The sequence below is a fragment of the Pseudomonas sp. UBA6276 genome, from assembly GCF_002438365.1.
Lineage (GTDB): Bacteria > Pseudomonadota > Gammaproteobacteria > Pseudomonadales > Pseudomonadaceae > Aquipseudomonas > Aquipseudomonas coleopterorum.
This window is the reverse complement of sequence record NZ_DJUS01000045.1, coordinates 19,308-27,655: the sequence shown is the minus strand read 5'-3', so window position 1 is coordinate 27,655 and position 8,348 is coordinate 19,308. Positions and strand designations below refer to the sequence as shown.

The 8,348-nt window shown below is 60.6% G+C and carries 4 protein-coding genes; all 4 read left to right on the top strand.

The window, feature by feature from the left end:
- A partial coding sequence (locus tag B2V21_RS05090; protein ID WP_286916213.1) for a FumA C-terminus/TtdB family hydratase beta subunit occupies nt 1–968 on the top strand: 968 nt, incomplete at its 5' end.
- 95 nt (nt 969–1,063) lie between these two features.
- A complete protein-coding gene (locus tag B2V21_RS05085) occupies nt 1,064–2,137 on the top strand; it encodes an RHS repeat domain-containing protein (protein ID WP_286916212.1) in 1,074 nt (357 codons plus the stop codon).
- Nucleotides 2,138–2,320: 183 nt separating this feature from the next.
- On the top strand, nt 2,321–5,833 hold the full coding sequence (locus tag B2V21_RS05080; RefSeq protein ID WP_286916211.1) for a Tc toxin subunit A: 3,513 nt from the start codon (nt 2,321–2,323) through the stop codon (nt 5,831–5,833).
- 156 nt (nt 5,834–5,989) lie between these two features.
- The coding region (locus tag B2V21_RS05075; RefSeq protein WP_286916210.1) for a neuraminidase-like domain-containing protein at nt 5,990–8,348 on the top strand (2,359 nt) is incomplete at its 3' end.

The window sequence follows — 8,348 nt, the reverse complement described above, 5'->3', positions numbered from 1 at the left end:
CGCCCGGCATGCTCGGCATCGGTATCGGCGGCACGGCCGAGAAAGCTGCGGTAATGGCCAAGGAAGTGCTGATGGAGTCCATCGACATCCACGAACTCAAGGCCCGCGGCCCGCAGAACCGTATCGAGGAGATCCGTCTGGAGCTGTTCGACAAGGTCAACCAGCTGGGCATCGGCGCCCAGGGACTGGGCGGCCTGACCACCGTGCTCGACGTGAAGATCATGGATTACCCGACCCACGCCGCCTCGCTGCCGGTGTGCATGATCCCCAACTGCGCCGCGACCCGTCACGCCCACTTCGTGCTCGACGGTTCCGGCCCGGCCGAACTGGAAGCGCCGGACCTGAACGCCTACCCGGAAATCGTCTGGGAAGCCGGCCCGTCGGCTCGCCGCGTCAACCTCGACACGCTGACGCCTGAAGAAGTGCAAAGCTGGCAGCCGGGCGAGACCATCCTGCTCAACGGCAAGATGCTCACCGGTCGCGACGCGGCGCACAAGCGCATGGTCGAGATGCTGAACAAGGGTGAAACCCTGCCGGTGGACCTCAAGGGCCGTTTCATCTACTACGTCGGCCCGGTCGATCCGGTCCGCGAAGAAGTGGTTGGCCCGGCTGGCCCGACCACGGCCACGCGGATGGACAAGTTCACCCGGCAGATCCTCGACCAGACCGGCCTGCTGGGCATGATCGGCAAATCCGAGCGTGGCCCGACCGCCATCGAAGCGATCAAGGATCACAAGGCTGTGTACCTGATGGCCGTGGGCGGCGCCGCCTACTTGGTGGCCCAGGCCATCAAGAAATCGCGCGTGGTGGCCTTCGAAGAGCTGGGCATGGAAGCCATCTACGAGTTCGACGTCAAGGACATGCCCGTGACCGTGGCCGTCGACAGCAAAGGCGAGTCGGTACACATCACCGGCCCGGCCATCTGGCAGGGCAAGATCGCCGAAAGCCTGGCGGTGGAAGTACAGTAAACGCTGCGTGCGACCCACGAAAGCCCGGCCATCGTGCCGGGCTTTTTCGTTTCAGCCAGTTTGTCTAGCTGGCACATTTGACAGTATCGGATGCGTTGAGCAGACCGGCTCTGAGCCTCTCCGCCACCGGCATCAAACGCACCTGGGCCTACCTGGCCAACCAGCCCGCGGACCGGGTCAGCACCGTCACCGAACACACCGAGGCCGGCGCGGGCAAGGTGATCGAGCGCTTCATCTGGGCCACCCCCAGCGCCTCCATGCAAGCGCTCAACCTGAGCGGTCGCTGTGTCAGGCATTACGACACGGGCGGCCTGCACCAGCGTTCGGCCCTGAGCGTCAACGGCGCGGTACTGTGTGAAAGCCGTCGACTGTTGCGCGGCGACAGCCAAGCGAACTGGCAGGGCACCGATGAACAGGCCTGGAATGCCCTGCTGGACACCGACGCGCTCACCCACCAGTACCAGCTCGACGCCACCGACACCCTGATCACGCAGATCGACCCGCAGTTGCACCGCCAGCGCATTGCCTACGATCGACTTGGCTTGCAAAAGGCCAGTTGGCTACGTCTCAACGGCCAGGGCGAACAACCGGTGGTGATTGCCCAGCACTACAGTGAAAGCGGCCAACTGCTGCGCAAGGAACAAGGTAATGGCGTGCTCAGCACCTTCACCTACGACCCTTGCGATTTGCGTCTGGTCGGCGTGTGCGTCGAGCGTCCGGCTGGCCATCGACTCGGGGCGCAACGCCTGCAGGATTTGCGCTACAGCTACGATCCAGCCGGCAACGTGACGGCAGTGGAAGACACGGCGCAGGCCACCCGCTTCTGGCGTAACCAGCAGGTGCCCGCGCAGAGCCGCTTTGTTTATGACAGCCTCTATCTGCTGTGGACGCAGGGTAGACCGGATGGCGTCGACAACGGCGCCCTGCGTTACAGTTACGACGACTTGATTGGCAGCGGCGGGCTTGAAGTCGATGGCGAGGGTGCTCTGATCAGTCGCGAAGAGTACTACCCTTTCGGCGGCACTGCCGTGTGGGCGGCACGCAACGAACTTGAGGCCTGCTACAAGACCTTTCGCTATTCGGGCAAGGAGTGCGACGCCAGTGGCCTGTATTACTACGGCCACCGCTGTGTGATCAGCAGCCAGAAGATTGCCCTGAAGACTGCGTAAAGCGCACACGGCAAGTTGCCCCAAGCGGGGCAGCTTGCCGTGTGTACCCCTGCCCTTGGCGTCTCACTCCCCCCTCCCTACACCCACCTGGAAGCCTTGCCTACCTATCACTTCTACGGATACCACCAAGTATTCGCGCACCGTAAAACGTCAGGCTGTCATTTCCCTGAACGAGTGCGAACCATGAACACGCCTGAACTGCCCGACCCCATCTTCGACAACGACGAAGACCTGACCCCTGAAATCGAACTGCCGGCTGAGCAGGAGCCGGTCTACAACCCACTGTTCGAAAACCTCGTACCCCAGCAGCCCGAAACCCGCATCGCCGGGCGCCTCAGCTTCGCCGACGCCATGCCGCAGATGGGCATGAGCTCGGTGTTCGACATCATCCGTCAGCCCAAGCTCGAATTCACCAGCCGACTGCGCAACCTGAGCGACGCCGACGGTGACCTGGCCTACGACAATGCCATGTGCTACGCCAACCAGATCGCACGCTCCTTCCGTGAAGAGCAGGTCTCGTCCGGCCGCAGCCTGCCGCTGATCGCTCCGCAAACCGGCGTGCGCGCCTTGGTCAACGTCGGCCCCAGCTACCCCAACCTGTTCAAGGAAAACTGGGACCAGTTCTGCAAGGTCGGCGCCATCGAAGCCATGGACGGACCAGTGGCCTACCTGGGCTCGCTGCGCCGCTTCGCCGCCGAAAAGATCGAAGGCGCCTCCACCTCGCCCCTGCGCATCCCGCTGGCGGTGCGCCGTCCCGATCTGGACCAGATGCTGATCGACGAGCAAAGCACCTATCAGAGCCGGCCCATGCTGGACCTGGTCAATGACGTGCTGACCCAGGGCATCAACAAGTACCAGAAAGAGCAAGACGATGTGCGGCCGATCCACCAGCTACTAGCGGAGAAGAAACACCCGTTCGTGTTTCCGTATCACTTCGCGCATCAGCAGGTGAGTCTGGCGTTGGGTGGAGAGAAGCCGGGGCTGGGGGAGGTCAATTACGCCCTGGCGACCCGCGACTTGGAACAACCTGTCGGCCAAAGCCACGCCTTGCCGCTGATGTCAGGTTTGAGCCCGGTGCAGCAACGTCTGCTTGTTCAGCCAAGCCTGTTTCCGGCCCTGGGCCGGACACTGAGTGATAACTCGTGGTATTCCCCTGTCCAGTCCAACACCTATCTGTGGACTACGGGCACTACACATTTCGAGGTGCCGGTTCAGCCTGCAGTCTCGAATGTCACTCATCACGAGCAATACAGTCTGATCATGATGACCTTGCAGCACAACGGCGTTACGCAGACCGTTAGCCTGAGAGCTCATGGCTTGCGCGAGGGGAGCGGCGGGTCATGGCCGCTACCTACCGCCCATAACGATCTGAATCAGGGCATCTGTTTACGTATCACGTATGATCCAGCCGATAACGGCGGCCGGCCCCTCGAGGGTGAGTTTCATGCGCCTTTGCTGATTGACGTGATGGCCAAAACCGACGGTGTGATCCGTATCGGTCGCCGTCTGAGCGTGAGTATCTATACCGGCAGTATTGCTGGCCAAGGCCGTAACCTGACTGCCGAAGAAACCCTTTTCTTCCGCGAGCACTACGGCATCGAGCAACTTGTATTCGACAACTGCTCGTTGAGCCAAGTGAATACATTTTGCCAGACAACAGGTGTAGATGCCGATCAGTTGCAGTCACTGATTGCGCAGAAGCGGGCTTTCCCGCAGCTTTCACCGAACTGTCCGATAGGTAACAAGACCGGTTCAAGCAGGCCGGAGCGGCGCATGCCCAACCCAATGAGCTACGGGGCAGTCTACGTCAACGGCACGGGCGGCCAAGACAACTACAAATCAGGAGCCAACACAGAGCAATACAACAACGCCTTGAATTTCTGGCAAGGAGCCGACACCTCTCCCTTGTTGCTGGGCAATACCTCTCTTGACCGTTTCGACCGGATGCAGCGCATGATCCGTCTGCAACGCTGGACGAATATCCCGTTTGCCGAACTGGATACGCTGATTGTGTCGGCCATGCGCGCCGAGGGCGATGCCAACCCGGCGTTGCAGCCTAATCAGAACACCCTGCGCACCCTGGGCGCCTATCGCTACTTCAACCGCCACTACGGCATCGGTGCGGAAGAGTTCGCAGCGTTTATACACGACATAACCCCCTTCGCCAGTGGCGACACGCTGCCGTTGTTCGATCGCGTCTTCAACAGCCCAGTGCTGTTCGGCACCCCACTGCAGTTGGATCAAACCGCGTTCACCCAAACCCCGTCCGACATGGACTCGCAAAAGACCATTGGTCAATTGTGCGCCGGTCTGGGTCTGTTGCACGACGAGACGTCTTTTGGCGTGGCGGCAGCCAATACCATTGCTCACGTCGGCACGCTCAAGCGCTCGTTGCCAGTAGTGTCGGCGCTGTATCGCCAAGCGCGCATTGCTGCCCTGTTCAGCATCAACGTGACCGACCTGGATGGCTTGCTGCGTCTGATGGGCGGCGTCGAATTCGTGCGCAAATGCACGGCCGGTGTTCTGCTGCCACGGGAAGCCGGCGCAGAAGCCGAAGCGGACGTGCTGGACATTCTGATGCAACTGGATGAGTGCGTGCGTTGGCTCAAGACCCACAAACTGACCGTGTCCAAATTGCGCGACATGGTGGACGCCGGCCCGGTTCCGGTAGCCGCACCCAGCCTGCTCGAGCGCTTGGAACAACTGGCCGGCGACACGCGTACCCAGGTCGTGACGGCCGCCGCTGTTGCTGCCCTCAACCTGCCCGCCAAATCTACCGGCGCGGCCATCGACTGGTTCGCCGAGCTGGGCAAAGGTGCTGCGCCTGTGATCGACACACATGGTCTGGTCAATGCCCCGGCGCTCACCGTGGAAGACAGCGACGCGGAGCAACTGGTGGCCAAAGTGACTGCATTGGTCACAGATCAGGGCCTGACGGACACTGACAAAGCTGCCGCCATTACCGCGCTGAGCGAATTTCTGCTCGATGCCCTCACCCAGCAACAGCGCCTGGTCGAAGCCCTGTTGCAGGAACACACCACCCTGCTGCCGGAACTGGCCGTGCTGGTGGGTCGCTGCGCCGAGGTATCGCCCCAGCAGTTGCTGGTCGGCGTGCTGCAGGCCTGGCCTGCCACCGGTGCGGCCAGCGAAGCCGGCATTGCCGCGGTGCTGGCCCAGCTGCATCAGGTCAGCGCCTGCGCCAAGGCCCTGAGCTGGGTCGGCATCGGCGCCAAGGCGCTGCGTATCTTGTTGGTCAATCCGGCTTGGCTGGGCACTGCCAAGCTCTGGCCGCTGAGCCTGGACAACCTGCGAGCGTTCAAAGCCTACGACGGCTTGTTCGACACCCTGAGCCAACCCGAAGAACGCCTGCTGGGCTACCTGGAACAGGCCAACGCGCTGGTTTCCAAGCGCCCTGGCAAGCGCCAACTGGCTGTGCAGGCGCAAACCTGCAATGCCGCAGTGTCGGCCCTGCTGGGCTGGCGCGAAACCGAAGTGGCGCTGCTGACCGAGCTGCTGCCGCAGAAGACCGCCAAGACCGTCGCGCACATCGACTGGCTGCGCCGGGCGCAGGCCGTGTCGCTCGAGACGGGCCTGAACGCGGCGACCTTGCTGCAAGCCTGCTCGCTGACGGCCGGCAGCCCCGAGGCTGACTGGCAGGCGGTAGGCCAGGCGGCGATGGCGGCTGTTCGCGCTTAAGCCTGAAGCATCGGCGTCGACCCCTTCGCGGGCAGAGCCCGCTCCCACAAGGATTCAAAGTGTTCACAAAATCCTTGTGGGAGCGGGCTCTGCCCGCGAAGAGGCCCATACAGGCAACCCAAAAAACCCTTGAACCACCACACAGGAATCCATGCCATGACCATTGCAGCAACCCTCAACGAAAGCTTTCGCGACGCCCTCGTCGCTTATTACCTGGGCGAATTGGTGCCCAACGACACCACCCTGCAGGAACTTGGGCTGACCGAAAAACTGCGCACCGAAAACGACCTGTACGAGTACCTGCTGCTCGACACCCAAGTCACCCAGGCCGTGGAAACCAGCCCGGTGGCCAGCGCCATCGCCAGCCTGCAGCAGTACATCAACGGCGCCCTGCTGGGCATGGAGCCAGGTTATGACGATGTACGCTTCAGCGAAGCGCTACTCACCGAGTGGCGCGACCAGCGCAACCAATACCCGCTGTGGGCCGCCAACCAGCAACTGGCCTGGTACCCGTCGCTGTACATCGACCCGTCGTTGCGCATGAAGAAGTCGGCGTACTTCCAGCAGCTGGAAAACGACATCAACCAGAACCGCATCAGCGTCGACACCACCCAGGAAGCGGTCCAGGCCTACCTGGCCAGCTTCGAGGAAGTGGCCAACCTGACCATCATCAACGGCTACATCGCCGGCACCGACTTCAAGGAGTCCAACTACTATTTCATCGGCAAGTCTCGCGCCGAAGGTGCCTATTACTGGCGTTCGGTGAACATGTCCGAGCGCAGCTACCTGTCCGGCACCGCGGGCCCCAAGCAGGACAACCCGCAGCCAGGCGCCTGGTCGGACTGGAAACGGGCCAACCTGCCGATCTCGGAGGCCGCGATCGAGAAAACCATCCGTCCGGTGTACTTCAATAACCGGCTGTTCGTGACCTGGGTCGAATTGATCGACAGCGTCGACCCGGCAGGCAGCGGTGATCTGGAAGCTGTACCGCCGAAAAACGGCACTTATGAATTCCGTGAGCTGGCCAAGCCCAAAGCCACATCGAAGCTGCGCTTGAACCTGACGTACAAAAAGTACGACGACAGCTGGAGTGCGCCGCAGTGCTACATGGAAACCGAAGTGGATCCTGTTGCCATTACCTACCAGTGGACGGATGAAGAAAAGGATAACCCCGAGTACGGCACTCACAAGATCGACCTCGACACCATTGCCGTCGTCGATGTCTCGACCAACCCCGAAGCGTTATTCCTGGCCATGTATGCCGGTTACGTCAAGGGTTCCAGTACTACCGACGGCCGCTTGGACAAGTACCGCCTGCTGAAAACCCTGAAGATCGACAAGAACTTCAACAGCTTCGATCTGTTCCCGGAACACGGTCTGGTTGATGGCACTGAGGAAGAAAACGAGGAGGAGGACAAAAGACTGAATCGTAATCTGGTCATGCGCGTCGGCATCCTGTTCGCTGCCGCCGATACCAATGCCGGGCGCTTCCAATTCCCTGTAACGGGAGTCTCGATCCGAATCAAGCCTTCTAGCCAAACCACCTGTCCTCATTCGGGAACCAGTGGCCTGCAAGGCTGGAACTATGCAGGCTGGCAGCCACGAATCCTGCACACCGTCGATGGCGACGACATCCAGTGGGATGAAGCCAGGCGCGAAATCAAGTTTACGACGCGAGTCAACACGCGTTTTGCAAAAGAAAGCGGCATCAAGATCACCTCGACTACTGGCACCGAAAGGTACGAATTTGAATTTTATCTGCCAGAAGATGATGGCGAGATTATGGCGACTCTGCTGCCCAACTCCCGACTGACCTGCACGGCCGGGGTGTTTTCGAGCCCCTATCGGGGTCGGGTATGGCTCATGTTGCCAGGAGGGTTGAATGGTCTGATATCAGACGAGAACGAACAACACGTAACTTTTAGTCCTAACGGTCACCATACAGACCTCGCTGGTAAAAGGGTAAACAGAGACCTGTTGCGTCGAGTCCAGGCCCGCCCAAGTGATCTTGTCTCATTGAACACCTTCAACCTATCGAGCGGCGGCCTACACCCCACGAGCTACCCCGTATACAGTTCCGGAGACCTGAAGTTTCTGCAGTTCCTCGCCCGACCAAGCTCAATGAGTAATCCCACGCCTGAGAGCAACCGGCTCAAGGTCAATCTTAAGGTGGGTTCGGCTCAAGACACTTTATTGCCTAATCAGGACTCACAATCGGCCACTATCAAAATCAGCCCTGAAACCCTTCGCCCTGATTGGAACGTTACCTGGCCAGACCACGAGAAAAAATTCACGATCATCCATGGCGTGTATGTCATGGAGACCAATGGCACCAGCAGCACCGGCATAGGCCATGCCATCAAAGCCACAGAGATCGAGCTTGAATTCATCGGCGACGACGCCCACTTGATCGCCCCGAAAATCTCGTATTACACCAACGCAACCCTGGGCACTGCCGAGTACATCGACTTCGACCGTTCCACCATCGCCCGCAACGACCGCGACAACGGCCCTC